Origin of the sequence: Mucilaginibacter yixingensis, assembly GCF_041080815.1 — a bacterium.
In the GTDB taxonomy this organism is placed as follows: Bacteria; Bacteroidota; Bacteroidia; order Sphingobacteriales; family Sphingobacteriaceae; genus Mucilaginibacter; species Mucilaginibacter yixingensis.
On record NZ_CP160205.1, the window covers coordinates 1,850,255 to 1,876,375 of the forward strand.

Below are 26,121 nucleotides of genomic sequence, written 5' to 3' on the forward strand. Positions count from 1 at the left end.
GGCCTCTCAGAAACTGGGAGGCCTTTCTTATAGCTGGTAAGTATCAGTTTTAATTGTTTTTTAACTGATAAACCAATAATTTGAAAGTGCCTGCCACCTGAGTTTTGGTACCTTTCTGATAATCTGACACCGGGAAATAGATTTGATGGGTATCGGCATCCAGCGCCATGGTTTTGGCACGTGGCTGGGTAGTCAGGGTTTGCATCAGCGTGTAGCTATCAGCATTGTTTTGTTTATATACGCTGGCGGTGCCATCACCGTTAGAGGCAATGACTAATTTGTTAACAGCATCATACACTACGGCATCAACCCCGGCACCGATAGGTAAAGTTTGAACTATTTTGCCTGTAGCAACATCAATAACGCTCATGCCTTTGTTTTCGCGACAAACTGTAAACAGTCTGCCGTTGGCTTTATCAAGCGCCAGGCCGGTTGGGCCGCCGCATGGATCAAGTGGCAGGGTTTTCACCAGCTTTAGTGTTTTGGTATCAATAACCGCTAAACGGCTTTTATCTTCCAGATTGTTATAGATCAAGCCTTTGCCATCGGCAACTGCAAACTCAGGTGCGCCACCTGGTGCTATTGAGCCTACTTGCGTCAAACTTTGTGGATCAACAACGGCTATAGAGCTGCTATGTCCCTCAAAAGTGAAGATTTTTTTGGAAGCAGGATCATAAATAATAGCATCCGGACCCTCGCCGCTAACCGGGATGGTTTTAATAACCTTTAAGGTTTTAATATCAAAAGCAATAACGGCGTTTCCTTTACCATCGCTAATAAAGCCACGGTTCAGATCATTGGCTATGGCTATGCCGTGTGTGCCCTTCATGTCGGCTATAACGCCAACTTCTTTTCCGCTTTCCAGATCAACTACGTTGACAGCCTGGCCGTGCGAGGCGTATAAACGATGGTTAGCCTGATCGACGTATGCATAGTCATTTCCACCGTCGCCCTGTAGCGGAATTGTTTTTACCAGCGTGTATTGAGAGCCTTGTGCAAAAGCTGTTGAGCTAATGGCGCCGCAAAAAGCCAGGCTTAAAAAGGAGCAAAATATTTTTTTCATATCAGTATTTTATAAAGTTAACACTTTGAATTAATGTTGATTGCCTTTGTTGTCTGATGTGTAAGCACCCATATCAAGGTTATACTTCGGGTTACCCGCGCTAAACGCTGGTGATCCGGTTTGCAGGTGATAATCATTAGTGTTAGGATAGCCGTTTGGTGCTGCCACGGTGCCATCGGTACGAACAAACAGCGGATCTTTGTCGCCTATCTTTTTAGAGATCAGATCTGTAGGTTGCGGGGTGCCCAAAGCGCCAGCCGGATAAAAATTGCTGCGAATATTGATCTTTTGCGATGGGTCTACCAAATCTGCATAAGTATCAACGGTTGCATAAAACAAGTTATTGCCATAAGTAGTGTGCGGGATATCGCCATCTGTAAACAGCTCTATGCCGTGGTAACAGTTTACAATGATGTTATTGTAAATATGGCCAATGGCATTAACGCCTACCGATACGGCTCTGCCGGGTTCTGCCGAGCCTCTGCGCCAACCGATAGCCACAAAGGTATTATTATAAACGTTCACCTCGGTTTGAGGGAATGGCTTGCTGGAGCTGGTTTCCAACTTAACGCCCGAACCTGCCTGACTAAAGATTACGTTATAAGCAACAGTACCGGTAACACCTGTTTTCAGGTTGATGCCCTCGCCATCGGTACTGCCTGATGAGCTGATGGTGTTTCTTAAAATGGTAACATTTGCACCGTTACTGATAGCCATCAAATCGTCCTGTCCGTTGGTAAACCATGAGTCTTCAATATCTACCTTAATTGCAGCTTTTACTTTAAGCGTACCACGTGCAGAGCCTGATGCGTCAGGGCCGCCGGTGTTATCAATGTGGGTCCATTTTACGGTGATGGCTTGTGCAGTATCGCACTGCAAACCGCCCCATGTACCCGGTTTGTTGCTGTCTGAGTTGAAAGAGATAGGCTGATCTTTAGAGCCGATTAGCTGCAATACGCCTTGCACGGTAATTTGTGCGTTGTTTTTAACAATGACGGTAGCGCCTGGTTGAGCGGACAGGGTATCGCCTTTTTTTATGGTGATGTCGGCGGTAATGGTATAGGTTTGACCGGTTACCAATGTGCCCTTTACAAAGCCGCTGATATTGCCTGGTGCTATTGGACTTGATGCTGGGATTTTAATTTTATCAAACGTAGTTACTTCTGCTTTTTGACAAGCGCTGAATGTTGCAGCCAGCAGTAAACCAGTTGCCAGGGTATAGATGTATCTTAATTTCATGGTTTTGTTTGAGTTAAAGTGCATAGCGGAAACCAATATTGAAACTCACGTTATAAATGTCTTTAGATTGGATCAGATCATTAATCATCACCGTTGTAGGGGTATTCAGAATATTATTAATCTTTGTTGTTAGGGTGAAATGCTTGCTCACCTGTTTCTCCGCAGAAAGCGCCAGCAGCGATTGTGGTTGCTGATAATAGTCATAACCATAATTACTGTACACCAAAGCCAGCGTGCGGCCCAGGTAAGTGTAGGCCAGTTGCACGAACGCTCTTTGCTTATCATTTTTATAGAGCAATGATAGATTCACCACATTTCCGGTTTGTCCCTGCAATTGTCTGCTTTGTAGTTTTGGAACCGATGTGGTTACACCGTTGGCATCTGTTGAGGTGTAGATTTTAGTGGTGCTGATGTTTGAATAGGTATAAGTATAGTTACCTGATATGCCCAGGTCTCCAAAATACTTGCTATAAACCACCTCGGCACCGGCAACTTTAGCGGTACCAAAGTTTTGCGGCGAAGTGTTTAATTGACCGTTGTTAGAGTCATTTAACGCAAACTCTATAGGGTTTACGATATTCTTGTAGAAACCACCAATAAAGAATTGCTCTTCTTTGCGTGGAAACAACTCATAGCGCAAATCATAATTATCAGCCACGGTATGTTGTACCAAAGGGTTACCGGTTACGTCTGTGCTTTCGCCAAGTGTTGGGGTTGGTACCAATTCATACAGTGCCGGGCGCGAAATAGATTTAAAGTAAGAAGCTCTCAGGTTTGACGTCTCGCTTAGCTTGTATTTTAACTGTAAGCTTGGTAAAAGATCGGTATAGGTTTTCTTTGCGTTGCTTCTGGTATCAAGCACCACAGGGTGGGTGTCATAGCCCTGTTCAGTTCCTTCTATACGCACACCACCAACTACATCTAACTGGTTAAGGGTCAGCTTAAATTCGCCATAGCCGGCAGTGATGTTTTCATAAGCGGTATAGTTGGCCTTGTCGCTGGCCAGTGAACCAGTTACGTCATAAACCACCCAGTCGGCAGCGTAAATGTCGGTAAATGGACTTTTTACCCCGTTTGCTGTTGCCGTAGGGCGTAGTGAGTACTCATTTTGAGTGTTATAACGCGTGCTGTGACGGTACAATCCGCCAACTTTTAATTCTAATGAGTTATCGTCACCAAGACCGGTTTTGTAACCCAGATTGCCCATGGCGCTTAAATCCTTATTGCCATTTTTTTGCCAGATGCGAGATACATTATCGAAATAATTAGGTGTACTGCTAAAGTCTGGATTAACCAAATGGTTATAGGTAATATCGGCTCTATCTGGCGCTACTTGCGTGGCATTAGAATAAACACCTGCCCAATCAAACATAAAATGCTGAGTTAGCAAATGCTTGCCCGATAGTTTCAAATTTTCTACATATTCATTCTGGATAGTAGAACGGTTATCGTTAAATACGGTACCGGTACCAGGGCCAACACGGCCGCCGTTGCCACCCAAAATAGAGGTATCAATACTTAAACGGCTTTGCGCGGTGCGCGTATAAAGAAATACATTATCAAGGCTGATCTTGTTGGCATTATCAAATTTATAATCTAAATGGGCCGACAAGCCGTTGTTTAATTGCTGAGTAGAGTAGGTGCGGTTAGCTACATCAGAAATAACGGGCTGAAAGCCTTTTCCCGGGCGGGTATCCACCTGCGCGTTGTTAAACTGTGAGTTGTCGCCATAAAACTGGTTTTGGTAGCTGTCGCCAACAATAAAGCCCAACTTGTTATTAAAGAAACGGCGACCGTATGTGAAACCCAACAATGCAGTTGGGGGGGCATTTTTTTGAGTGAAATCTAAATTAGCACGTGAAAAATAGCCAGGTGTAGCCAGGTAAGAAGGACCAAACCTTTGTACCGGACTTTGGCTCTGCACGGCTCCATGATTAAAATCGTCATATTTACGATTGAAGAACAAGCCGCTGTAGCCGATGGAACCGTTGGCTTTAAAATATTCGTAGTCTGGCGCGTCTTTAAAAACAAGATTAACCGTACCGCCAATAGCGTCGCCTTCCATCTCCGGCGTTAATGATTTACTTACCTGGATCTTTTCCAGCAGGTCTGACGGAACGATGCTCAGGGAAATGAAACGTGATACCGGATCTGGGCTGGTTACTTTTACACCGTTGATTAATGTGTTATTATAGCGTGGCTCTAAACCCCTTATAATACCATAAGCGTCGTCAGAGCCGCTGTTGTGCTGAATAGTTACACCAGATACGCGCGCCAGAACGTTGGCCGCATTGATATCTGGCGATCGTTGCATAGCCTGTGCTGATAAAACGTTGGTAATGTTATCTGCATTTTTTTCTGCACGGCGTGAAGATGCTTCAGATTCTTGGTTAGTGCCGCCATAAATCCGAACTTGTTTGAGTGATTCTGCCTTTTCTGAAAGTTTGATGTTCAGCACCTGGTTGCCCGACAGGTGTATTTTTTCTTCATAGTCAGCATAACCTACGTATTTAACTTTTAGTTTGTAGTCGCCAGCAGAAGCGCTGCTAATGCTGTAGTAGCCAAACTGGTCTGTAATGGCGCCGCCTTTTTTGTCGTCAAAATGCACATAGGCGCCGCTTAGCGGCTCTTTGGTCTTGGCATCAACAACCTGTCCCTTTAAAACCAATTTCTGGCCAAAGGAATAGGATGTAATAATAAGCAAGAATGTAAGCAGGTAGAATGTTTTCTTCATGGGGGATTTTTGGGATAAAACACCGCATGAAATCTGTAGAAATTCTGAAATTTTAAGCTATAGTTTTGATGTTAATTAATTGATAATCAAAACTTAATAAGAGACGAGGCCTGTTGCTTGTTGGGAACTTTTGACTGTGTTTAATTTAACAGGAGATTAACGGTAAGTGATGGCCGGGCTGCACCGGTTTAGGCATGTTGCTGCCCTATATTTAGTGTCTGCTTTTAAGATTAAAAAGTTAAGGTCATATCATGCCATACTTCGCCGCCATGTACGGATTGAGATACGCCCATGTCAGTAAATCCGAAGCGCTGGTAATATGTAATGAGATGGGATTTGCAGGTAAGGATGACACCTTTACGTTTTTCTTCTTTTGCCTTAATAATCAGATGCCTCATTAGTTGGCTGGCATAGCCCTGATTACGGTACCCAGGGGCAACCGCAATACCAAATATGCTTTGCCATTCACCTAGTTCATCATGTAGGGCGGCGTTGCTAAATAATTCGTCGCTGATGGTTGGTTGATTGGTTACCATGCCGTTTACATAGCCAACCAACTGGCCATCTATTTCCAATAACCAAAAGTGTTGTGGGTAGATCTGTAATCGCTTAGTGAAAGATAATACGGAAGCCGCCTCGTTCGGTGGAAAGCAAACGTTTTCAATGGCAGAGATGGCACTCAGATCGTTCAGTGCAGCATTTCTAAGATTTTCCATCTCATTAAAATTGATTTAAGGTGAACAATGCCATCATTTCCTCATTGAAGGAGGCGCCTTTGTCCTGATTGTACCATTGCTGCAAAGCGCTGGTAATTACGTCATGATCAACTCCTTCAGCTTTAAGTTGATTGAACAGTGCCTGTGCTGGCTGGGGCCTTGGTCCCCAATTGAACAGATCATCCCCACGCTCATTGCGGACGATGAGTTTGGGAATGCTTTTAGAAGTACCTGTCAGATAATTGTTGATCAAAAAAGGCTCGCTATCACGTAATTGAATATCATATGTAATCTTTTCATTTATTTCTGCTAAGCCAATCATCAAGGGTAATGTATGTGCCGCATCTCCGCACCAGGGCTCGGTAATAATGATCCAATGCTGCACATTATTTATCTTGCTGATAATGGTGGCTAAAGCCTCATTCGGCTTCAGTTGTTTGTCCCAGCGTGACATCCGCGCCTGGTTCATTTTGGTATAATGCCGGTATTGGGGATCGTCATACGGATACTGTGGGTTTTCGTTGTGCTGGATATCTACAAAAAGCTGTTGGTATTCCTGGTAGTTCATGTTATAGTTTAGTGAGGTTGATAACATATGCAATATTTTACATCACCCTTAAGTACACGTTCAAATACGGGCTGACACATCTCTTATTCTTTAATAAGCTGATTAAGTTGATTGATAAATTCAGGCGAATTGTAGCCGGCGAAACCTTCATGGTTAAACCTGAGTTTACCAGTCTTATCAATAATAGCAGTAGTTGGTAGGGAACCATTATAAACGGTTGCAGGGATTTTGCCATCTCTTCTAGCCAGCGGCAGATCATATTTTTCCTGCCTCAGAAACTGCTCTCCCGCGTTTATATCATTGTCTTCATCAATGAACAAGAACACCACCCGACCGTCGTTTTTAAAACGATTGTAAAGTTGAGCAATGCCCGGAAATTCTGCCCTGCAAGGTGGGCACCAGGAGGCCCAAAAGTTCAGGAAAATAACTTTGCCGTGCAGTGAAGCAATATTAACCGTATTGCCATTTTTTAGGCTAATGCTGAAATTTTGGACAACATTGGTGTCTGCAGTAGTTGCACTTAGATGTGCGTTAAACAGACCGGTGCGTAGCAGTTGGCGCAACACCCAGGCCTTACAGTCAGGACTGAATAATAACAACGCTGCGAGTGCCACCATCATAATTGTCCCGATGTTTTGACGGACAATCTGGCTGAACTTTTTATTGGCGTTATTAGTCATGGTTGCTGGTTAACAGACAAAAATAGAACATATTGCAGGTATTGCTATTGCAAGGTTAAAAATTGGGGCGGTCCTGCGTTAACAGGTCTACATCAAAATCAACATTATTCAGCTGAGCGTAAATAGCATTGTTAAGCGTTTCTAGAAATTGTTCGTCAGCCTGCTTATCGCCATGGTTTTGATGTGGGTCAATGGCGAGAGGGTAGAGCGCTGCCGCAGGTTTTATCGGTTACGTAAGATGCTGGCTATCTGTGCAATCAGGAGCCCCGGCGAAAAGGGTTTTTGAATCTAAGTGTCGGCCCCTTGCTCAAGTTTGTAAAATAAAAAAAAACGCACTTTCTGTTAAAAAGTGCGTTTTGAACTGAATATCGCGTTTTACTTACCTGTGTCGTAAATGAAGGAAAGACAGCTTTGCTTTGCCTGGTTTATATGTGTAGACAGTATAACCAAATATGGTTTTAGCGGTTTGCTTGGCTATAAAAGTGCTCACTAAAATAGGGACAAATAATACAAAGCCTCCGTTTACAACGCTACAGGCAAGAAATAAGGCTGTCCATGGGGCGTGTATCGCCGCACTTAACATTCCGGCAGCTCCCATCAACGCAAAATTCATTACATCAAGGTTGGTATGAAAGTATCGATTGCATAATCCTGCAACCAGCATTCCTAAAAAAGCGCCGGCAACAATACTTGGTGCAAACACCCCGCCGTCTCCTCCTGCACCCAATGTTAACGAGGCTACCAGTGGCTTCAGAATAACCAGCAGTAGCAAAGTAGTAGCCAGGCCGGTAGAAAAATGCATCCCGCCACTTGCTTGCGTTAATAATTCAGGAACTGCGTGGTAGCTATCTCCAAATAATTGTGGGAAGAAAAATATAGCTGTACCAACTACAATGGCACCGATATTGACGCGAAGAAAATTATTTTCAATCAGGCTAAACTTTTCCTTAATGATAATAACACTTTTGGTAAAATATACCGCAGCTATGCCTGTAGTAAAGCTTAATATCACTATAAAAGGTATGGCCTTTACATTCCAATGGGTAATATGGAAGTTAAACAGTTTGCCGCCATCCAGAAAATAGCTTACAATCCAGGATATTAAAACGGCAACTGAGGTGCTTAATAAAACAGTTCTTTTCACCTTACGGGAAATGACTTCTATGGCAAACAGCAGCCCAACAATCGGACTTCCAAATAAGCCAGCCACCCCTGCAGCCACTCCTGCGCAAACCAATTCTTCTTTATAAGCATTGGCAATACTTTCTTTTTGATGTGCCGATGCGCCAATTGCGGCAGCGGCAACAACCGTAGAAACCTCGACACCTGTAGAACCTCCAAAAATGACAGTTAAAAAGCCATTAATATAATGAGACGGTATCTTGTAGGCAGGCAGTTCATCCCGTTTATTTTCAAGCGTATGGAAGATTTCTTTAATACCCTTATTTTGCTTTCCCTTAAAGAGGTATTTTCTTGTAAAGTATATAATGGTTATGCCTACCGATGGAAGAATTACAAAGTATAATGGATGAGACTCAATCTTGGCAAATACAGATTCTTCGAAAATTTCAGTGATCTTTTTTAATGAAATAGCCAGCGTTGTTGCCAGTAAGCCGATAATAACAGAACTAAGGATTAATTTAAAATAGTTTATCCTGATAATTAATTTACGCATTCTATAATGTTTCTTTCAGCATAGCAGGATTAAGCCCTACACGTTGATTGCGCAAAAGTACGGCGCTATAATTTTGTTTGCAACCTTTACCTTAATTTAATAATAGAGAATAAGTTAGCAAGGATGACTGCCCTGATGGCGAAGATGCTACCGTCGGTTAGTAAAATGTAGGTACAGAGCCTGGAAATAATAGTACTGACGACATTGATGAAGCAGAGGATGATACCAAGTATTCCATGCCAATAATGACATGCAATAAAAGCAAAAAAGCCTCTTAGATGTATCTAAAAGGCTTTTTCTTGTGGCTGATAAGGTACGGATATCGAACTCTTTTATTGAAGATCGTAAGAAAATTGTAGATTTAAAGAAGCAAACTCTATACTCAAGATGTCAATAGACCTTATCAGCAGAGCACTTTATTTAAAATCAAAAGGAGATAATTTATTAAGTGAAAAAATTGATAAATGGTTAGAGGACAGTTTAAACATTCCGGCCTCAGAATTTATTGCTGAAAGTGAAAAATACTATTGGAAAGAAATTTCATCGATACAGTTCAAAGATATTATTGATGAAGACGGAACTGATTGGTTTTTAATTTATTCCGAAAATTTGAAATTTGTCTCAATTACTAAAAAGCACAATCTTTCCAAAAATTTAATTGGAAAAAAAACGGGAACTTATTTATCAACTCTTTGGATATTAAAATCAAACATTCATTCTATAAATGTCGAGGAAGGGCCGATGTTAATTTACACACCTTATTATTTTGACTGGTCGACAGATAATTTAGCATATGATTTTAAATTGCTGGTAATCAGATTGATGGATTCGAAAGTAAAGCTAACTCAAATACCAAGTTATGTTGCGCCCGGATGGCATGATAAAGTAATCAGATAAAAAAGCACAGTAATAATCAGTACTACTGTGCTTTTTCAGTGTGACCCCGGAGAGGCTCGAACTCTCGACCCAATGATTAAGAGTCATTTGCTCTACCAACTGAGCTACGGAGTCTGGTTAAAAATTCCCCGATTAAGAAGGGGAGGGCAATATAAGGAATTTGAGCTATATAGGCGCTTTTTTCAAAAAAATACCCAATCTCCAAAGTATTAAAAATTAGCTTCTTTAGTGCGTCAGGCAAAAAGTGCGTCATTTAATGCGTCAGTTTATGCCTGTTTTTGACATTGAACCTAAAATTGTTGCTAGCAAAAGCCTTAAAAATCGCTCTTACATTTTGTATTATTTAGATGGTGTTAGATATCGTTTATACAACGGGAACGCCATAAATGTTGATATACACCCCAATCGTGCTGGCACCATTGCTGAACGTAATCGTCAATTAAGTAAGCTTCTCTATGAAGTTTACAAAGCCTTTGATTCTTGCGTCACTCAAACAAGTAGTCAGCCTATTGTCCCAAAAGTAAAGTCTGCGCCCGTTTTAAAGTCGGTAGAGCAGGCGTTTAAAGAGGTTGAAGCAGATAAGCTACTTACTCCATTGAGTATAATGTATCATAGGCAACTGCAATCACTTGTATATAGGTTTCTTACTTTTCTTACTAAAGCGGAAAGAGCATCCGATATAGGCACTTTAGCTCAAGAACGTGTTGAAGCGTTTCTCAACCAATATAAGTCAACCAGTACCTATTATATGAGTACCAGACGGTTGTTAGGGGTTTTCTTTTCGGAGTTTATCAGGAGAAAATACACCGATACCAATCTTAGCAAGGCGGCCCCCCGACTAAAAGTCAAGGCAGCGCTACATAAAACTTATACCAAAGAACAACTCACTAATATCCTGCAATACCTCAAAACTGCAAATGCAGATTTGTATTTGTGCTGCCTGTTATCTTATAGCTGCCTACTGCGTCCGCACCGGGAAATCAGGGTACTTAAATTAAAACACTTTTCAGAAGACTATTCAATTGTATCATTATCTGGCTCCGAAAACAAGAGCGCCCGTGTCCGGGTTGTCGGCATACCTGATTACTTGCAAAATATCATACGTGAGCGTTTATCTACAGTTGTCGACCCGGAGGCAAACATTTTTAGCTTAAAACGTGGCGGGTACAATGAATACTACTTCAACCTTATTTGGACACGGCTTAGGCCAATCATGATAAAAAGGGGTTTGCTGCAACCTGAGCAAACAATCTATTCGTTTCGCCATAGTGCGGCGGTAGATGTTTACAATCGGACTAAGGATGTCCACATAGTGCAACAGTTGATGGGACATTCTACTATGGTTGTTACTTTGAAATACTTACGTGGATTGGGAGAAATGAACAGCCGACAGCTAAAGGATCTATTGCCAGTGTTGGAATTAGCTTAACTGAGGGGTATCCTAGTATGGGAAACACCGGTCCCTTGGGCAAAGGGGGGATGTGAGGGCGTTTCTGAACCCGACCAGTTTTTTGATTTTAAAAGTTCGAATTTTAAAATTTCAATTTCATTCCTTGAATTTGCAGGTTCTTCAAAATTTTTTTTATCCAATTTTTTAAAAGAAAAACCCCATCAGTAGTTAAATTTTCCGATGGGGCTTTTCAGTAGTGTTAGTGAATGTAAATTGCTTGGAGTAATGGGAAATTTGAGAACAGCCGTACAGTTGAATTAGTTCGTATCAAACGCCCCCTATGCACACACTGCAATAATTCTCCCTCAACCTGTTCCAAATGCAATTTCTGCATTTCAGGGTGAGTAAATGTTTTAAACCAAAACCGTCGCCCTTTATATGACACCTGTAGATTTTTCGTTTCAAAATTATCGCATTCAATCATTAGCGTGTCTGCCAAGAACCTGTAATACATCGGATGATACATCATGGTACCGACAACACAAAAGTCTTTTCCTTCCAGTTTATTTGAACCAATAGCATTGCCAAAATGTAATGTATCAACCGGATTCTTGAAATATTTCTTGTAGTCATTTAATGTTATTACTGGTGAATCGCCAACTATAGCCGATACCGTTTCATGATATTTATCCAGTCCGCTTTTTGAACAGCTTCTAGACGTATCCTGTATAATCTTCCCCTGTAGCTCTATGTCAGATATATTTATTATTTCCAACCTATCACCAAACACTTTTTCAAGTAAAGAGATAGAAGCTGTAGCATCTAAAAAAATAAGTTTTTTATTTGATGGCAATTTTGACAAGTGGTTAACCTGATAGTGTATGTAACCGTCTTCTATTAAGAAGCTGGACGATTGAAAAAACTTCAGCACATTGCTATTGAAATGATTTCCCCGCACAATTTCTTTTAGGATAAAGTGGATGTTTCCAAAGTTAGGGGTGCTATGTACGCCTGAATCTTTAATATTTAAAATATCTTCCCAAGCATCGGTGTTAATGCCCCTAATCTTCAAATGATTTATCACCATTGAAACATCTTGTATAGTAGTTTTTAGCTGTTCAAACAATGAACCAAAAGTATTTTCATCAAAAACATAAGTATCCTGACCAAAAGATTGATACAGCATCCTTGAATGCGTTGTAAAGACGGTTGAACCGGAATCTATATTACTTATTTGTTTATTCTTTATACCATCAGCTAAAATGGGGTTTCCTTTTGCCAAATCTTTAATCAAGAAGCTGGCGACTTCACCTAATCCTTTTTGATATAGCTTGTTGAGACACTCCTTTACTGGGGCGCTAAAATTAGCCAAAGCTTCCGGGGTAACTACTTTTTCGTGCTCTCCTAATACGGATGCGGCATAATGTTCATCTTTAAGCTTGTTATTTGGAAAGCCTATTACGACACCTTTTTGATTTCGCCAATACGATGTTTTGCCAAGCCCCGGCGGTACCATAATTAAATACACCTTATTGTTCTTAGCAGTGCGCACCCGCTCATTTTCCATGAATAGCTTTGCTTCGGCATCTTGCAATGTAAGTATATCATGTTTATACGTCGGGTCAATATCAACCCTTCCCCGTTTCTTCAATATCTCAGGGAACGTTTGGTCTGGATTGTCTTGGTCTTCTTTAAATGGAGAATAATTACCAATCAGACAAGTATTCCAACTGTTTTGATTACGTAACCACGAAATCTTATAATACTTCTCTTTTGCGTATTTTGGATTTTTAGACAAGCATTCTTTGTATAGTTTATCCCCGCCGAGAAGTCCCATCAGGTTTGAAGCCATACAAAGAAGCTCTCTGTCCGTAAGTTTACATTTTAATTCAGGCGTACCATTGCCCTCGAAAAAGACTTTAAATAGCTTGCATTGAAACAGGTCTTCCAGTTTCCAATTATCTATTAATTTGCCACCTTTCTTAGATTCGTCGAAAAAAGAGGGAATATCAGTAATCCTATAAGTATATTGTATAGAATTAACACTATTCCCCTTATTTTTAATTTTATCAGGATTGAATAGTTTTCTTTTTCTCCCCCCGGCTAACGAGTATTTGAGTTCGTTAGCAATTTTAAACAAATCGGTAGGGTTAAAAGTTGAACCAGCTGTTCCCGGAAATATTTCCTTGTTGGTACCTGACCACACTCTTGCCAAATCCAAACATCCAGTGTCGTTTTTGCTGTTGAAAATCAACGTTAACACCTTGTAAATATCCGATGCAAGGTCAGCATCCCTTACTTCACCATCGCAAACAAACACCAAACGAAATCTTGGTTTAGTTTCGGTATGACGATAGGTATAGTAGCCAAACAAATAGTTCAACCCAAAATCCCGGCAAATATCATCCGCTTCGGCTAGGGTTAAGCCCCCGTCAAAATCCAGCGCAAAAATAGTTTGTGCTATAAAATTATTTGTATGACGTTTGCCCTCATACACTTGGGCGGTAAATGGAAATCCCCGCTCAATACGTTTAATTAATTCTTCCTCCGATGTTTTACAATACGAGAATTCTAGTTTAGCTATCTCTTTATCGGTAGGTTTGATGTGAAAGGAATGTTCACTCTTGGAGTAAATTAAGTCCACTTTTCATAAATCGCTGTAAGTTCTCTTTAATACTTCTTGAAGAAGCGAAAGACGGCAGGCAATAGTTCAGTGAACTTAGTAGTGCTATTGCCTGTGTACCCGTCTCAATTATAAATACTTTGAAAATTCGTTTTTTACAGATTTTTCTTATAAAAACTCCTTGACTGCAAAGATACTTTAGAAAAAAAAAATTGCCAGTTTTAATTGGAGATTCTTGTTAATAGCAACGGTAACTGGATAAGACCGCGTCATAGTTATTGCTAAGAAGAAGAGGGGAAATAATACCTACATAGGCTGTTCTGGTAGGAAATCGCGAGGGCTACAGTTAAATATTTTGGCGAGTTTGTTAAGGTGAGCAATGTTATATTTTGCTCGGTGTTTTGGGTTTTCAATTTGCGCGAAGAAGCCATTTGAGATTTCAAGTTTTGATGCAATTACTGCCTGTGACCATTTCTTTTGGGCGCGCATTTCTTTTACTCGCTGCACAATAAATAGATCTAAATCAGTCTTTTTTGCTTCCGCCATTCAGACTGCAAATTCCTTAACATTTAAACACGAGGTGTAAGTACATGTACTTGTATGTGTGATCTTTTTTCACTATCTTAGCTTAAAAAAAACGATATAATGGCGATGTATGAACACCTTGTAGTAGAGGAAGAGAACATAAGCACCTTTACACAAAAATTAGACGATGCTGCTGACGAAGGATTTAAAGTCATTTCTTCAAACTCTTTTTATATGAGGCATGATGTTAACGGCAGGGCAATCTATGAGACGACGTATTATGCATTGTTGGTAAGGTCTAGTGATGACAATGACGAAGAAGATGACTATTAATTATAATAAATTAAATCAATGGATAAACTCATTAGATTTCTGATTGGTACAGCTGTAGCGTTGGTGGTAATGTATATCATCGGCATTATTGTTTCTTTAATACTGATAGGCATTATAAGTGTCGTTTTAAAAATAACCGATAAATATCGTCCAGAATGGAGTGACTGGGAGTTTGATAGAGCAATGTCACCGTTAGTTACTAAAATCAATGGACAGGAGTTTTTTCAGGAGCGAACAGTGGTAGTTCGTAGTAATCGAAAGACGGGGGAGGTACAAACTAAAATGATAACCTCCCCAAATCAAAAACCGGTAAGTGAAGCTTCAAGATTAGAGGATCTTATCTTTTTTGCCAATAGGTGTTCACGACTTGTATAATAATTAAGGAGGGGGAAATTGCTATCATAATCGCCTTTTAGGGGGCTTAATAGAGAGTCATCTCTTTTCTGTTTTGCAGGGGTATATTGTATAATACGGAGAAGTTGACCAGGTGATTCCGTGGCAAATTGACCACCCAAAGTGCTGGCGAACGAGCGCAGCGAACGCTGTAGAAGCGTTGTCAAAAGTAGTTATTTAAAGTGTGTTTTGCAGATAGCTTTTTTCGGGCTCTGCGGGCCTTCTTTTTCTCATCGACTCTCCCTTTAGTTCCATCCGGTGCGCATCATGCACGATGCGGTCGAGGATAGCATCAGCGATCGTCTTTTCACCAATGACCTCATACCATTTACTGACCGGCAGCTGAGAGGTGATGATCAGGGATGTCTTACCGTGCCTGTCCTCAATGATCTCCATCAGTGCGGCCCTGCTCTGCGCATCAAAAGGTTGTATACCGAAGTCATCCAGGATCAGTAGTTGCTGGCGTTCCAGTTTGGCTACATCCTTCATGTAGGAACCATCTGCCTTGGCCATCTTCAGCTTAGCAAAGAGTTTGGGTGTGCTGGCATAGAACACGCGGTAACCCAGTATGCAGGCTTGGTGTCCGATAGCAGAAGCGATATAGCTTTTGCCGATACCGGTGCTGCCTGTGATCAACAGGTTCTCATTCCGGTCAATAAAGTGGCAGTCTGCCAGGCGCATTACCTGATTGCGGTCGATACTACGGTCGGCATGGTAGTGGATGTTCTCTACCGAGGCCTTATAGCGGAACTTAGCATACATGATCGTACGCTCTATGCGCCTGTTCTGCCGGTCGTCCCATTCGGCCTCTACCAGGTGGGCCAGCAGTTCATCAGTGGTGTATTCTGCGGTCTGTCCCGTTTCCAGGCAGCTTTTAAAGGCATGGTACATGCCATAGAACTTCAGTTTGCGAAGTTTGTCTAAGGTGTTCGTGTTCATATCGATCTGTTCATTAATGGTTATTTATAGTAGTTCTCTCCCCGGATATTGTCATGGCTGGGCATAGGCAGCTCGTCAGCAAATAAGCTTTCCTCGTAGCTGTCCATCTTGTTCTCCAGTATCTGCTGTATGGTCTTGTAGTTGTACACGCCATAGCCGAGCGCACGCCTGCAAGCGCTGGCCAGCCTTTCGTTACCTGCCTTGCGCGCCAGGCTGAGGATACCGATACAGGAGCGGTAAGCTTGTTCCGGATGTTGCTTTCGGTCCAGTATCTTCAGGATGTAAAGCCTCACATCCTCGTGAATGGATGCTGCCCATTCCAGGAACTTATCGGGTGTCCATTCGGTCATAAAGCGGTGTGTCGAAGCCAGGTGATCTTTATCCGTTGTGTAGCTGTAAGGGCTTTTGATGCGCCTGTGCATGGCGATGCGTTCATAGTGGTAGTAGACTTCTACGTTGGTGCGGGAATACAGCAGTTTGACCTTCCTGCCGATAAAGCGGTACGGTACGCTGTAGTAGTGTTTGTCGATACCCAGACAAACATGTCCGTTCTTCATTACAGTGGCCTGGTGCTGCCGTTTGAACTCATAACGTAATGCCGGTAATGGCGAGAGTGCCTGGCGTTCTATCTCCTCGAACTGGAGCTTTCTGCTGTAATTGCGGCCTTTCAGCGGCTGGCTGTTATGTGCTTCTAAAGCGACCTTGATCGCGATATTCAGTTCTGCAAGGGTATGATAGGCCTCTTTGCGAACAGGTGCGTAGATACGGCTGTAAACGATCTTAACGGCTCCTTCTACCAGTGCTTTGTCACGAGGGTGGTACGCCCTCGCTGGTAAGATGGTCGTTCCGTAATGGTCGGCAAAGTCAGCAAAGGTCTCGTTCAGCGTTGGCTCATAGCGGTTACTCTTGGTAACGGCAGCCTTCAGGTTGTCGGGAACGATGGCGGCAGGTACGCCGCCATAAAAGTGCAGGGCATTCTCACAGGCTGCTATAAAGTCTTCTTTCTGCTGGCTCAGCACAGCTTCTACGTAAGTTAGTTGGCTGGCGCCAAGGATAGCAACGAACACCTCGGCCTCGATGACCTCACCGGTATCCTTGTCCGCTATGCTTAGCTTTTCACCGGCAAAGTCCACATACAGCTTTTCACCGGCTTTATGATCCAGGTGCATCGTGGGGTTCACGCGGGCTTTCCACTGGTTGTAATAAAAGCAGAATTGGGTGTACTTGAACCCGTCAGGGAACTCTTTGATATAAGCTTCCCACAGGATGCGGCGGTTCATACCGACACGCTTTAACTCTTTATCTATCTGCGGGAAACAGCGTTGCAGGGCCACCATTCGCTTGTCCGGGGGACGTTCACTGCTTTTGCCAAAGAAGTCCTCCAGCTCCTTATCATTAAGGGTATTGATTTCCTCGAACGTAAAGCCGCTGGCATCGAACGCAATAAGGTACTTCTTTGCGGTATTGCGTGACACGCCGGTCTGGGCCGCTATCGATAGCTTGCTGCGGCCCTGGCTGTACATCCTGAGGATCTGTCTTATCTTACTCATGCTTATCGTAGTGTTGGCCATTAGTGAAGTTGTTAAACCTCAAAAATAGGCCTGCTTCTACAGCATATGTGGCTCGTTCGGGGTGGTCAGTTTCCTCCGAAATCAGGTGGTCACTTTCCCGCGGAATCGGTGGTCAGTTTGCGCCGAAATCAGGTGGTCAATATCAGCGAATTCTCCATTAGAAGAAGAGAAAATTCTATCACGAAAGCTTTTAGAGAGTTCGGACATTGAACAAACAGATATTTTAGATTTTATAGAATTTCCAGACACAATACGTTACGACGATAAGAACTATATAAATCTTTCAATTTCATTTCCCAATCACTTCCTTTTTAAAAGATTTAGAGAGAGAACCTTAGATTTACCTCACATTAATTGGTGTGTTTTGAAAATCAATCCTAAGTATATTTATTGTACTAACACTTTGTTTTCAGTAACAAATGCAGCATCTTCAATCGCAAAAAATCTGTACGGCATATCCGGTGACCTCTCAAAATTCAAACAATTATTTGATGATAATATAACATCTAAATCTGGTGTAATCCCGAGGGGGATTTTAAATAAAAAATATCCTACGGATGTGCAAGCTGAGGTTCTAGTAAAAGATGAGATACTTGTTTCGGATGTATTGAGTATATGCTTTAAAGACGAGGAAAGCTTAGCTTCTGGAAAAGCCTCATTGTCTGGATATGATACGTCTAAATTCGTGATTGATTCATCCGTATTCTCAAATTTAAGAACATAGTTAATGAAGCCGGAAACGAAATATAAAGGAAGTTTAAAACTATCTGCTATAGGTGATGCATTAGGATGGATGACAGAATTTGAAAAGACAGCCGATAGTGTTCTAAATAGATTTGGGGTGCCTAAAATTGAACGTTTTTATAATTGGGAAAAAAAAGTTGGCGGACGTTTTTACGGTTTTGTAGATAAAATTAAGGCTGGCTCTTATTCAGATGACACGCAATTACTTATGGCTGTAGCGAGAAGTATTAAAAGCGATGGCACCACAGATCACAATTATTTCGCTAAAACAGAACTTCCCAATTGGCTGGACTATGCCCGTGGAGGGGGGCGAACTGTTAAAGCTGCCGCTCAAAAAATTTCGAGAAAATCAGCTCAGTGGAATGCTAATTTTTTTCTTTACAAGGCAGGAGAAGAAACATTTGATTATAAGCAAAGTGGAGCTAATGGCGCCGCAATGAGAGTATTGCCGATAGCTTTAGCAAATATTGGTAACATTGAAAAAATAAAAGAAGATATATTTTGTAATAGTATAATTACCCACGGACACCCTCGTGCTATCATAGGTGCGATGCTATACGGGTATGCTATTAATCAAATCATTGTCTGCCGTCCTGAAAAATTCAATTGGGAATCCTTTTTAATTCAAATTGGGTCCGATTTTCAAGATAAGTTTAACCTGTCTTTTTTTAAAAATCCATATTTAAAAGCTTGGTTAAACGAATGGAATAAATCAAGTGTAGAAAGATTTGAAACTTCGTACGATGCCACTTTATTAGAGGTTCAAAACCAACTACGATATATTTATCAAAGTCTTAAACATGGGATTTCGATAGAAGAAACTTTGTTAAAATTAGGTTGCATATCTAGAGAGACAAAAGGCTCTGGAACTGCCACTGTGCTTGCCGGATTATATTTCACTTTGAAATTCCATGACAAACCTTTGGTAGGCATTATAGAAGCTGTTAATAGTTTAGGAACTGACACTGATTCAATCGCATCGTTTACAGGCGGATTGATTGGTGCATTACATGGACAAAATATTATTCCCGATAAATGGCAAGTAGTTCAAGATGAGAAATATCTTAATACATTAGCAGAACGGTTATTGCAAATTTCTGAAGACCGTTTGAAAGAGCCCCCCCCACAAGTAACTTTTAATCTTAAAAGACTTAATGATGCTCCAATAGATGATTTTAATGAAAACGATTTTGTGGAATTTTTTCCTTTAGGAAAAGGAGTTATAACCAATATTGAAAGGCAACCCACATTAACAAAGGGCAAGTATAATTTGATAATGGAAATTAAGTTTGATTCAGAGCAAACCATCATTTTTTCAAAATTATATGAAAACCCAGATGTCGCTAAAAACCCAAATCAACTCCATTATAAAAGCGACTTAGATATAATTACACTTGCAAAAAAAAAGTTAGAACCAGAGATTTTTAACAGAGTTAAAGATTTTCTAAATAAAAAGGCTCCTAAAGACTTAATAGATGTTTTAAGTTTAATATTTCAAAGTAAGAACTGGAATTAAATAAAATGAGTTTAGGGTCCAATCTAAACTCATTTTATTTATACCAATGTGCATGTTTTTACTGAGTTAAAAGTGACCCCGGAGAGGCTCGAACTCTCGACCCATAAAAGGGGAAGGCAGAACTTTAAAATCACCTCTATTAAGTGCGTCTTCAAACAGTGCGTCACTAAGCCCCAAAATATTTGAAAATCAGGCTAAAATTTCCTACCTTTAAGGCAAGCATTTAGCCTGATTCTGTATCAAAAATGCTGTTTTTACTACTTTAGACCGGGAAGCTTTTTACAACCTCCTCTCCATTAAGAGTCATTTGCTCTACCAGCTGAGCTACGGAGTCTGGTGCTCCCCGCAATTTGGCGGGGAGTCAAATATACATTAATCAAAATGAAACCATCAAGTGTTGTTTTTACTTTGGTAGCATTATGGTAATATCAAATTAACCCATGGTTGCTGTTGGTGCCCGGTAAAGAGCGCAACAAACCATGGCAATTTCTTGCAATAAAAAATAATGAGGTAGGGAGTACCCTTGGTTTATAAATTTAAGACAGTAAAAATTAAGCGTGTTCAATCACCAGGTCACCTAATGAAATGTGTAGCAGGCTGCAAATTTCAGTAAGGGTTTCCAGGGTCATGTCGCGGGTGCCAGATAAGAAATCTCTTACCGAATGCAGTTCTGTGCGTATGCGCTCACCAAATTGCTGGCGGGTAAGGCCGGTTTCTTTTAGCAGGTGTTCAACCCTGTCGGCTACAGCTAAGCGGTGCTCGCCGTGCAGCAAATCTGATGGATTTAGTTTGTGAAAGATGTGCTCAAAAAATGAGCTGATGTTTTCCGTTTTCATAGCGTTCATGTAGATGTTTATGCACAAATTAGTAAACACATTTTACAATGCCAAGCTTTTAACATGAAATTTAGATGAAAATGTTGTAAAGTTATTGAGTCTTAGAGGTGTAGGGCAATGGGAACTGTGGCCAACGCGTACACAGCCTAAATTAGTAGATAAAATTGTACACAATAGGGCAAAAATGGTATAGCGTCTTTTAAATGGATAATGCCAAATTTGTTAACGGCGGTAAGCGAAAAAAACAGTCTAGCCGTTGTAAAAACCAATTATTATAAGCCTACATCTGCATTAAATAAAGCAAAGTATGGACACTCCACGTAGCATCATTTGGCAACAAGCGAATAATCGTGTTATTATAAATACTGACGATGGTTTTTTGACCATTTATTTGTTAGACGAAGGCGCCGCACGGGTGCGATTTACCCGTACAAGCGAAGATCCATCGCCCAGTCTGATATTAGAGAACTGCGTTTTCAACCCTTCTTTTAAGGTGAAAGAGGAGGATCAAAAGTTATCTATCAATTTAAAGAAACTCAAAGTAGTTTTTGATCAAACAACCAACGCACTTACCTTTTACGACGGACAAGAGAACCTGCTGTTAGCCGAAAAGCCTAACAGTCGTCAATTGAGTGAAAGCACTATTCAAGGCGAGGCTTGCCTGGCTGCCGAACAGCAATTTCTATCAGACCCTACAGAAAAGATTTTCGGTATGGGGCAGTTTCAGGATGGGTACCTTGATATAAAAGGCCTACCGCGCCGGTTAACACAGGTAAACTCACAGATTGCTATTCCGTTTTATACCTCTAATAAGGGCTATGCTTTATTGTGGCACAACTACGGTTTAACAGATTTTAATCCGGCTGATGAGCAGATTACATTCAGTAAGTCGGCCACAAGGATCAGCTCGCCAGAAAAGATTTTAGTAACCACCGCCGAAGGTACGCAAGAAGAAACCCGGTTGGAAGGCTTATTTACAGCCGAATTTGAAACGAAGGAAACCGGCAAGTACGCTTTCCTGCTCGATGTTGGCCAGAAAATGGCACGCGGCTACCGCGTTACGGTAGATCGACGCGCAGTTATTGATTACAAGAATTTTTGGCTGCCGCCTACCATCAGTTGGTTTGATGATTTGGAAGGTGGCATGCACGATGTCACTTTTACAGGGCAGGAGAGTGATGCGCCTGTTATTTATTACCGTAAAGTTGAACATACAACCACCCTGCGTTCGCCTGTTGCTGATGCCGTGGATTACGTGGTTTTTGCCGGCAAGGCTGACGAAGCGATAGGTAGTTATCGTCGTCTGGCCGGACCGATGCCTATGCTACCGCAGTGGGCGCTGGGTTATATTCATTGTCGCGAACGCTATAAATCGCAGGATGAAATTCTGGATAATACCCGCCAGTTTCGCGAGCGTAATTTGCCCATGGACATGATTGTGCAGGATTGGCAGTACTGGGGCAAATACGGCTGGAACGCCATGCAGTTTGATGAACAGCATTATCCTGACCCCGAGAAGATGGTGCAGGATATTCATAGCCTGAACGCCAGGTTAATGGTATCGGTATGGTCTAAAATTGATCCAACATCAGAGGTGGGGCAGGAGTTTACCCGTCGTGATCTTTTTATAAAAGATACCCAGTGGGTTGATTTTTACAAGCCGGAGGCTGCCGCTTTGTATTGGGAGCAGTTCAGCAAGCGCTTACTCTCTACCGGCATTGATGCCTGGTGGCAGGATGCTACCGAGCCCGAGAATGACGATCTGGAGGGTCGCCGCATTGGGGAGGGGCAAATTCCTGGCGAAACCTACCGACTCATCTATCCACTATTGGTTACCAAAACCGTTTACGAGGGTTCGCGGCGTGATAGGCCGGGGCAGCGCGTCTTTATCCTCTCGCGCAGTGCTTATCCCGGCGCGCAGCGTTATGCCGTGGCCACTTGGTCTGGCGATATTGGTAACGATTGGGAAGCCATGCGCAAACAACTGGCCGCGGGCCTGAGTTACATGGCATCGGGCATGCCATGGTGGACGTTTGATGCAGGCGGTTTCTTCCGCCCGGGCGATGGACAATATAAGGATCCTGATTATCACGAGACATTTTTACGCTGGTTGCAGCTATCTGTATTTATGCCATTAATGCGTGTACATGGTTACATGACCGATACCGAATTTTGGCACTACGGAGAGGCTGTTACCACACATGCCCGCAACTACCTCAATCTGCGTTACCGCTTGTTGCCTTATATCTATAGTGAAGCAGCCCGCGTTAATAATGGCTATACGCTGATGCGCCCGCTGGTTATGGATTTTGCTGCTGACGATATTGCAACCGGTCTGACGGATCAGTTTATGTTCGGGCCATCAATCATGGTGGCACCGGTCTTACGTCCGGCGGTGGCCGAACGCAGCGTTTATTTGCCTGCGCACAAAGGCGGCTGGATTGATTTCTGGACCGGGCAGCGGTATGAAGGCGAAACGGATGTAGACGCCACCGCTACTTTAGATCATATACCTTTATTTATTAAAGCAGGGGGCATCATCCCAATGGGGCCGGTAAAGCAGTATGCTGCCCAGTACCCTGATGCACCTGTCGAACTACATATTTATACCGGCGCCAGTGGCATGTTTACCCTTTATGAAGATGATGGCGAAACATTTGCCTATGAAGATCGTGCCCATGCATCCATCAAAATAACCTGGAACGAGGAAGATCAGCATCTAAAGATAGGAAAGCGTGAAGGCAGCTTTGAAGGAATGCCCGCTACAAAAACTTTCCATATTATTTGGGTGACCCAAGGCTTCGGCAGGGATGTTGAGGCAGAGGAAGTGATTTATAATGGAGAAGAGGTCATTATCATAAAGTCTTGATAGATTAATTTGTTAAAGTATTTAGAAGGCCGGCTGAAATATGCTGGCCTTTTTGGTTTGAAATAGCGGAACTGTAGTTAGGTTTTTTAGGCTGATAGTATTTGAACCTTTTAGGTCAGATTTTTGACTTCGGGAAATTCATCAGAAAATATATTTGCAATATTACAATCGATTGTATTTTTAACAGCAAATTATAACCAATCGCCTTTAAAGATGACATCTTAATGTGGCGTAACATAAACCTAAAATAAACTGTGAGCAAAAAGAATCACCTTTTGTTATTGGCGGCGGGCATAGCTTTGTCGTTAAGCGCCCGGGCGCAGCAAAGCCTTACTTTATGGTACAACAAACCAGCCGTGAGCTGGAACGAAGCGTTACCTATTGGCAATGGCCGGCTGGCGGGCATGATATTCGGTCAGCCCGATAACGAGCAAATTCAGCTAAATGAAGAGACTGTTTGGGCCGGCGGACCGCACAACAACGTTAACCCCGATGCCGGCGCTGTAGTGCCCGAATTACGTAAGCTGATCTACGAGAAGAAATTTGTAGAAGCGCAAGCCCTGGCCAACGCCAAAATGTTTTCCAAACAAAATGGGATGCCTTACCAAACTGTGGGTAGCCTGTTTATTAAATTTCCGGGGGCGGGCGAGGCAACTGGCTATCGCCGCGATTTGGATATTAGCAAGGCCATAGCCAGCGTAAGTTTTACCCGCAACGGCGTTCATTTTAAACGTGAGATGTTTGCCTCATTTACAGATCAGGCTATCATTGTTCGCCTAACGGCAGATAGACCAAACGCTATCACCTGCGATCTGCATTTTGAAACACCAATGCTTATTCATCGGGCATCAGTATCAAATAATAAGCTCATACTTGATGGCACAGGCGGCGACAGGAGCGAGATAGCCGGTGCGGTAAAATACCAGGCGCAAGTAAAAGCGCTGACCGACGGTGGTAAAGTAACCTATGCCGATTCTACCGTCAGCATCAGCAAAGCAACCACGGCTACCATCTATATAGCCATGGGCAGCAACTTTAAAAACTATCACGATGTTAGCGGTAATGCCGAAGCTAAAACCACCGCTTATCTGGATAAAGCCATTAAGGTGCCTTATCAGCAGGCTATCAGCAGTCATACCGCTTTTTATAAGCGCTATTTTGATCGTGTTAAATTCAATTTGGGTGATGCCAAAACGCCGGATGCGCCTACCGATGAAAGGATAGACAATTTTGGTAAAAATCATGACCTCTCGCTCGTAACGCTTTATTACCAATTTGGGCGTTACTTGCTCATCAGTGCATCGCAGCCGGGTAACCAGGCCGCCAACCTGCAGGGCAAGTGGAATGATAAAGTATCGCCGCCGTGGGGTGGCAAGTATACCATCAACATTAATACCGAGATGAACTACTGGCCGGCCGAGGAAACCAACCTTTCGGAACTGACCGAACCGCTGGTACATTTGATCAAAGATCTGTCTGTGACCGGGCAGCAAAGTGCTACCCAGATGTACCATGCACGTGGCTGGATGGCGCATCACAATACCGATATCTGGCGTATTTCTGGCCAGGTTGACAAAGCTTTTTATGGCATCTTCCCAACCGGTGGCGCCTGGCTTACCCAGCACCTGTGGGAGCATTACCTGTATACCGGCGATAAGCAATTTCTGCGCGATATTTACCCGGTGCTAAAAGGCGCATCAACTTATTTTGTAGACGCCCTGCAAGAGGAGCCAGATCATCATTGGCTGGTGGTATCGCCGTCCATGTCGCCTGAGCATAATTTCCTGAGCGATAAAACGGTGGGAGCCGTGTCGTTAACATCAGGCACAACGATGGATAACCAGATCTTGTTCGATCTGTTTAACAATACCATCGCGGCAGCAAAAACTTTAAATACCGACGCTGCTTTTGCCGATACGTTGAAAACCAAGCTTGACAGACTGCCGCCTATGCAAATTGGCAAATGGGGACAACTGCAGGAGTGGATGCAGGATTGGGACATTAAAGGCGATCAGCATCGTCATATCTCGCAATTGTTTGGTCTGTTTCCGGGCAAGCAAGTGTCGCCTTACAAGCACCCTGAACTTTCTGAAGCTTCAAAAAATATGTTGAACAGCAGGGGAGATCAATCTACCGGATGGTCTATGGGCTGGAAGGTTAATTTCTGGGCCCGCCTGTTGGATGGTAACCATGCCTGGAAACTAATTACAGATCAGCTGCGCCTGGTATCACCGTCGGTTACCTCTGGTCAGGGAGGTGGTACCTATCCAAATATGTTTGACGCGCACCCGCCGTTCCAGATTGATGGCAACTTTGGCTGTACTGCCGGTATGACCGAGATGTTGATGCAAAGTTATGACGGAGACATTCACCTGCTACCGGCTTTGCCTGACGAGTGGAAAAGTGGCTCTATCTCTGGCCTGGTTACCCGTGGCGGTTTTGTGTTGGATATAGACTGGGCAAACGGAAAGATCACCAAGCTTAAAATTACATCACGCATTGGCGGCAACTGCCGTTTGCGCGTAAACAATACTTTGAAACCATCCGGTAACTTTAAGCTGGAAACAGCTAATGGCACCAACAGCAATCCACTGTTTCAGACGGCCGATATTAAGGAGCCGGTTATTGTAGATAAAAGTCAGCTGAAAGGTTACCCGGTTAATAACGGTCAGCTTTATGACCTGCAAACGCAACCCGGCATGAGCTATACACTCATTGGCGGTTAATATTTTTTGGAACAAAAAAACAAAAGCCATGTGATATGCCATCGCATGGCTTTTGTTTAAAACCGGGGAAATAACAAATCGGAT

At 42.5% G+C, this 26,121-nt stretch carries 20 protein-coding genes and 1 tRNA gene; 8 read left to right on the forward strand and 13 right to left on the reverse strand.

Annotated elements, in window-relative coordinates; genetic code table 11:
- Window positions 1-49: 49 nt before the first annotated feature.
- The 7 genes from ABZR88_RS07400 to ABZR88_RS07430 all read right to left on the reverse strand — a co-directional run bounded on the left by ABZR88_RS07400 (window position 50) and on the right by ABZR88_RS07430 (window position 8,675).
- Window positions 50-1,063: a YncE family protein gene (locus ABZR88_RS07400; RefSeq protein ID WP_107828058.1), complete on the reverse strand. Its 1,014-nt coding sequence runs from the start codon at window positions 1,061-1,063 to the stop codon at window positions 50-52.
- 30 nt (window positions 1,064-1,093) lie between these two features.
- Window positions 1,094-2,302 (reverse strand): right-handed parallel beta-helix repeat-containing protein, encoded by a 1,209-nt coding sequence (locus tag ABZR88_RS07405; RefSeq protein WP_170113573.1) that lies wholly within the window; start codon window positions 2,300-2,302, stop codon window positions 1,094-1,096.
- 13 nt (window positions 2,303-2,315) lie between these two features.
- Window positions 2,316-5,036 (reverse strand): TonB-dependent receptor, encoded by a 2,721-nt coding sequence (locus ABZR88_RS07410; protein WP_107828056.1) that lies wholly within the window; start codon window positions 5,034-5,036, stop codon window positions 2,316-2,318.
- Between the two features lie 230 nt (window positions 5,037-5,266).
- Entirely contained in the window at window positions 5,267-5,752 is a 486-nt protein-coding gene (locus ABZR88_RS07415) for a GNAT family N-acetyltransferase (protein WP_107828055.1), read from the reverse strand.
- A gap of 4 nt (window positions 5,753-5,756) precedes the next feature.
- Window positions 5,757-6,320 carry a thioredoxin family protein gene (locus tag ABZR88_RS07420; protein ID WP_107828459.1) on the reverse strand — a complete coding sequence of 188 codons (564 nt, stop codon included), beginning with the start codon at window positions 6,318-6,320 and terminating at the stop codon, window positions 5,757-5,759.
- Between the two features lie 83 nt (window positions 6,321-6,403).
- Entirely contained in the window at window positions 6,404-7,000 is a 597-nt protein-coding gene (locus tag ABZR88_RS07425; RefSeq protein WP_107828054.1) for a TlpA disulfide reductase family protein, read from the reverse strand.
- Window positions 7,001-7,379: 379 nt separating this feature from the next.
- A complete protein-coding gene (locus tag ABZR88_RS07430) occupies window positions 7,380-8,675 on the reverse strand; it encodes a chloride channel protein (RefSeq protein ID WP_107828053.1) in 1,296 nt (431 codons plus the stop codon).
- A 387-nt stretch (window positions 8,676-9,062) separates the two neighbouring features.
- Here ABZR88_RS07430 and ABZR88_RS07435 point away from each other — a divergent pair, with 387 nt between their 5' ends.
- Complete coding sequence (locus tag ABZR88_RS07435; protein ID WP_107828052.1) at window positions 9,063-9,572, forward strand: hypothetical protein; 510 nt, start codon at window positions 9,063-9,065, stop codon at window positions 9,570-9,572.
- A 41-nt stretch (window positions 9,573-9,613) separates the two neighbouring features.
- On the opposite strand, the gene ABZR88_RS07440 is transcribed toward ABZR88_RS07435, so the two are convergent.
- Window positions 9,614-9,686: transfer RNA gene (locus tag ABZR88_RS07440), tRNA-Lys, on the reverse strand.
- Between the two features lie 154 nt (window positions 9,687-9,840).
- Here ABZR88_RS07440 and ABZR88_RS07445 point away from each other — a divergent pair.
- Complete coding sequence (locus ABZR88_RS07445; protein WP_170113572.1) at window positions 9,841-11,001, forward strand: tyrosine-type recombinase/integrase; 1,161 nt, start codon at window positions 9,841-9,843, stop codon at window positions 10,999-11,001.
- Between the two features lie 220 nt (window positions 11,002-11,221).
- On the opposite strand, the gene ABZR88_RS07450 is transcribed toward ABZR88_RS07445, so the two are convergent.
- On the reverse strand, window positions 11,222-13,606 hold the full coding sequence (locus tag ABZR88_RS07450) for a hypothetical protein (protein ID WP_107828050.1): 2,385 nt from the start codon (window positions 13,604-13,606) through the stop codon (window positions 11,222-11,224).
- A gap of 285 nt (window positions 13,607-13,891) precedes the next feature.
- Window positions 13,892-14,131 carry a helix-turn-helix domain-containing protein gene (locus ABZR88_RS07455; RefSeq protein ID WP_107828049.1) on the reverse strand — a complete coding sequence of 80 codons (240 nt, stop codon included), beginning with the start codon at window positions 14,129-14,131 and terminating at the stop codon, window positions 13,892-13,894.
- Between the two features lie 99 nt (window positions 14,132-14,230).
- Between ABZR88_RS07455 and ABZR88_RS07460 the strand changes: the two genes are divergently transcribed.
- Window positions 14,231-14,443 (forward strand): hypothetical protein, encoded by a 213-nt coding sequence (locus ABZR88_RS07460; RefSeq protein ID WP_107828048.1) that lies wholly within the window; start codon window positions 14,231-14,233, stop codon window positions 14,441-14,443.
- A gap of 18 nt (window positions 14,444-14,461) precedes the next feature.
- A complete protein-coding gene (locus ABZR88_RS07465; protein ID WP_107828047.1) occupies window positions 14,462-14,818 on the forward strand; it encodes a hypothetical protein in 357 nt (118 codons plus the stop codon).
- Between the two features lie 195 nt (window positions 14,819-15,013).
- Here the strand turns inward: ABZR88_RS07465 and istB are convergent, their stop codons facing one another.
- Window positions 15,014-15,775: an IS21-like element helper ATPase IstB gene (istB, locus tag ABZR88_RS07470; protein WP_107831783.1), complete on the reverse strand. Its 762-nt coding sequence runs from the start codon at window positions 15,773-15,775 to the stop codon at window positions 15,014-15,016.
- Between the two features lie 20 nt (window positions 15,776-15,795).
- Complete coding sequence (gene istA / locus ABZR88_RS07475) at window positions 15,796-17,325, reverse strand: IS21 family transposase (RefSeq protein WP_369434709.1); 1,530 nt, start codon at window positions 17,323-17,325, stop codon at window positions 15,796-15,798.
- Between the two features lie 106 nt (window positions 17,326-17,431).
- Between istA and ABZR88_RS07480 the strand changes: the two genes are divergently transcribed.
- Both ABZR88_RS07480 and ABZR88_RS07485 read left to right on the forward strand, forming a co-directional pair.
- Window positions 17,432-18,070, forward strand: coding sequence for a DarT ssDNA thymidine ADP-ribosyltransferase family protein (locus tag ABZR88_RS07480; RefSeq protein ID WP_369434710.1), 639 nt, complete (start codon window positions 17,432-17,434; stop codon window positions 18,068-18,070).
- A gap of 3 nt (window positions 18,071-18,073) precedes the next feature.
- Window positions 18,074-19,606, forward strand: a complete 1,533-nt coding sequence (locus ABZR88_RS07485; protein WP_107830664.1) for an ADP-ribosylglycohydrolase family protein — start codon at window positions 18,074-18,076, stop codon at window positions 19,604-19,606.
- A 551-nt stretch (window positions 19,607-20,157) separates the two neighbouring features.
- Here ABZR88_RS07485 and ABZR88_RS07490 read toward each other — a convergent pair.
- On the reverse strand, window positions 20,158-20,442 hold the full coding sequence (locus ABZR88_RS07490; protein WP_170113671.1) for a helix-turn-helix domain-containing protein: 285 nt from the start codon (window positions 20,440-20,442) through the stop codon (window positions 20,158-20,160).
- Window positions 20,443-20,749: 307 nt separating this feature from the next.
- On the opposite strand from ABZR88_RS07490, the gene ABZR88_RS07495 reads away from it, so the two are divergent.
- Both ABZR88_RS07495 and ABZR88_RS07500 read left to right on the forward strand, forming a co-directional pair.
- Window positions 20,750-23,311 (forward strand): TIM-barrel domain-containing protein, encoded by a 2,562-nt coding sequence (locus ABZR88_RS07495; protein ID WP_107830668.1) that lies wholly within the window; start codon window positions 20,750-20,752, stop codon window positions 23,309-23,311.
- 254 nt (window positions 23,312-23,565) lie between these two features.
- Window positions 23,566-26,037, forward strand: coding sequence for a glycoside hydrolase N-terminal domain-containing protein (locus ABZR88_RS07500; protein ID WP_107830670.1), 2,472 nt, complete (start codon window positions 23,566-23,568; stop codon window positions 26,035-26,037).
- The last annotated feature ends 84 nt before the right edge of the window (window positions 26,038-26,121 follow it).

Excerpts from the sequence above, each read along its gene's own strand:
- ABZR88_RS07495 (WP_107830668.1), top strand. The coding sequence starts at position 20,750 with ATGGACACTCCACGTAGCATCATTTGGCAACAAGCGAATAATCGTGTT.
- ABZR88_RS07430 (WP_107828053.1), bottom strand. The coding sequence starts at position 8,675 with ATGCGTAAATTAATTATCAGGATAAACTATTTTAAATTAATCCTTAGT.
- ABZR88_RS07425 (WP_107828054.1), bottom strand. The coding sequence starts at position 7,000 with ATGACTAATAACGCCAATAAAAAGTTCAGCCAGATTGTCCGTCAAAAC.
- istB (WP_107831783.1), bottom strand. The coding sequence starts at position 15,775 with ATGAACACGAACACCTTAGACAAACTTCGCAAACTGAAGTTCTATGGC.
- ABZR88_RS07400 (WP_107828058.1), bottom strand. The coding sequence starts at position 1,063 with ATGAAAAAAATATTTTGCTCCTTTTTAAGCCTGGCTTTTTGCGGCGCC.
- ABZR88_RS07410 (WP_107828056.1), bottom strand. The coding sequence starts at position 5,036 with ATGAAGAAAACATTCTACCTGCTTACATTCTTGCTTATTATTACATCC.
- istA (WP_369434709.1), bottom strand. The coding sequence starts at position 17,325 with ATGAGTAAGATAAGACAGATCCTCAGGATGTACAGCCAGGGCCGCAGC.
- ABZR88_RS07490 (WP_170113671.1), bottom strand. The coding sequence starts at position 20,442 with ATGAAAACGGAAAACATCAGCTCATTTTTTGAGCACATCTTTCACAAA.
- ABZR88_RS07415 (WP_107828055.1), bottom strand. The coding sequence starts at position 5,752 with ATGGAAAATCTTAGAAATGCTGCACTGAACGATCTGAGTGCCATCTCT.
- ABZR88_RS07420 (WP_107828459.1), bottom strand. The coding sequence starts at position 6,320 with ATGAACTACCAGGAATACCAACAGCTTTTTGTAGATATCCAGCACAAC.
- ABZR88_RS07460 (WP_107828048.1), top strand. The coding sequence starts at position 14,231 with ATGGCGATGTATGAACACCTTGTAGTAGAGGAAGAGAACATAAGCACC.
- ABZR88_RS07405 (WP_170113573.1), bottom strand. The coding sequence starts at position 2,302 with ATGAAATTAAGATACATCTATACCCTGGCAACTGGTTTACTGCTGGCT.
- ABZR88_RS07485 (WP_107830664.1), top strand. The coding sequence starts at position 18,074 with ATGAAGCCGGAAACGAAATATAAAGGAAGTTTAAAACTATCTGCTATA.
- ABZR88_RS07445 (WP_170113572.1), top strand. The coding sequence starts at position 9,841 with ATGCCTGTTTTTGACATTGAACCTAAAATTGTTGCTAGCAAAAGCCTT.
- ABZR88_RS07455 (WP_107828049.1), bottom strand. The coding sequence starts at position 14,131 with ATGGCGGAAGCAAAAAAGACTGATTTAGATCTATTTATTGTGCAGCGA.
- ABZR88_RS07435 (WP_107828052.1), top strand. The coding sequence starts at position 9,063 with ATGTCAATAGACCTTATCAGCAGAGCACTTTATTTAAAATCAAAAGGA.
- ABZR88_RS07465 (WP_107828047.1), top strand. The coding sequence starts at position 14,462 with ATGGATAAACTCATTAGATTTCTGATTGGTACAGCTGTAGCGTTGGTG.